The following is a 1,888-nucleotide window of genomic DNA, read 5'->3' as shown; positions in this document are numbered from 1 at the left end:
GGGGCAGTCCGGCGAGGGAGCCGGGCGATGCCGGCGGCGAGGCCGACGAGCAGGGCCTCGCGGCCGATCATGCGGCGGAGCTGCTTGGGGGTGGCGGCGATGGCGCGCAGCAGGGCGAGTTCGCGGTGGCGCTGCTGGACGGAGAGGGCGAAGGTGCCGACGACCACGAGGATCGCGACGAGCAGGGAGGTGCCGCCCATGGCGCCGCCCATGGAGACGAGCTTGATGCGTGCGCCGGCGGCGTCGAGGAATTCGACGGGGCCCCGGTCGTCCCCGGCGGCCACCTGTGCGGTGGCGCCCTGCGGGGTGGCGGCCAGTGCCTGGCGGACCTGTCCGGCGAGCCGGCCGGCGTCGGTTCCGGGCCGGGGCAGTACGCCGATGGCGGTGACCTGGCCGGCGCGGGCGGCGAGCCGCTCGGCCTCGGTGTCGCTGAAGAACAGGGAGGTCTGCCGACCGAGGTCGCCGTGGTCGGTGCGGGCGATGCCGCTGACGGTGTACGTCTTCGGCTCGCCGGTGGCCTGTACGGTCAGCCGTGCTCCGGCGGCCAGTCCGGCCCGGGTGGCGAGTGCGCGGTCGACGACGACCTCGTCGCCGCCCCGGGGGGCGCGGCCCTCGGCGAGGGTGAAGGGGGTGAGGACGGCGGAGGTCCAGGCGTGCCCGTACGAGGGCCTGGCCGGGTCGGCCGGGGCCCCCAGCACCGGGACGGCCTGGAAGGTCAGCTCGGGCACGGCCCGCTCGACGCCGGGGACGGCGCGTACGGTCTCCAGGGTGGAGGCCGGGAGCCAGGCCCGCTCGGCGACGGGCTTGGCCTTGTGCTTCGTCTTGGTCTTGCCCTTCTTCTCCTTGACCGTCGTCTGGTGGACGTTCTGGTCGGCGGAGACGACCACCGGGGTGCCCGCGTAGCGCTCGGTGGCGATCCGGCCGCGGAGTCCGGTTTCCAGGAGGGTGCCGCAGGCGGTGATCAGGGCCGCCGCGCACAGGAGCGCGACGAAGGCGCCGAGGAAGCCGGCTTTGCGGTCCCGGACGGTCTGAAGGGCGTAACGCAGCATCATGCGGTCAACTCTGGCCGCGCGCCGGTTCTCCGGCACTGGAGCGCTCCGGCGTCCTCGTGCGGGGGCTACCCCCACCCCCTGGGCCGGCCCCCGTGGTCGGACCCGCGACTCGGCCCCGCGGCTCCGACCCCAGCGCGGAGCGCGACTCGGACCCGCGGCTCGGGAGCCCGGCTCAGTGCCCGGGGTACCCCAGGTCGTCGGCGTCCTCGCCCTCGGCCTCCAGCGCGCGCCGGACCACCCGCAGGGCCATGCCCTCCGGGTACCCCTTGCGGGCGAGCATGCCGGCGAGGCGCCGGATCCGCTTGTCCCGCTCCAGGCCGCGGGTGCTGCGGAGCTTGCGCTCCACGAGTTCCCGGGCGGTCTGCTCCTCCTGCTCGGAGTCCAGCTGTTCCAGCGCCTCCTGGACGAGGGTGGTGTGCACCCCCTTGGTCCGGAGCTCCTGCGCGAGGGCCCGGCGGGCCAGGCCCCGGCCGCGGTGCCGGGACTCCACCCAGGCCCCGGCGAAGGCGGCGTCGTCGATCAGGCCGACCTCCTCGTACCGGGAGAGGACCTCCTGCGACACCTCCTCGGGGATGCCCCGTTTCGCGAGGGCCTCCTCCAGCTGCCGCCGGGTGCGCGGCATCCCGGTGAGCAGGCGCAGGCAGATCGCCCGCGCCTGCTCCTCGGGACTCTGGGGCGGCAGCTGCTCGCGGCCTTCACGGCCGCGCCTCGCTCTGCCGCCCCTCTCCTGCTCTTCCCGCACGGTCAGCTCTTGGCCACGGCGGCCTTGCCCGCAGCCTTGGCCTTCGAGGCCGGGGCGGGCACCGACGCCTCGTCCAAACGGCGGCGGCGGGCGC

The 1,888-nt window shown here is 75.7% G+C and carries 1 protein-coding gene and 1 pseudogene; both read right to left on the bottom strand.

Annotated features, from left to right (window positions below; translation table 11 throughout):
* Window positions 1-1,052, bottom strand: a pseudogene (locus SSNG_RS26300) (ABC transporter permease); the annotation flags it as partial.
* Window positions 1,053-1,224: 172 nt separating this feature from the next.
* The coding region (recX, locus tag SSNG_RS26295) for a recombination regulator RecX (protein ID WP_277752155.1) at window positions 1,225-1,888 on the bottom strand (664 nt) is incomplete at its 5' end.

This window comes from Streptomyces sp. C, from assembly GCF_000158895.1.
GTDB classification, from domain to species: domain Bacteria; phylum Actinomycetota; class Actinomycetes; order Streptomycetales; family Streptomycetaceae; genus Streptomyces; species Streptomyces racemochromogenes.
The sequence above is the reverse complement of the archived record's forward strand: the minus strand, read 5'-3'. Positions and strand labels throughout refer to the sequence as shown.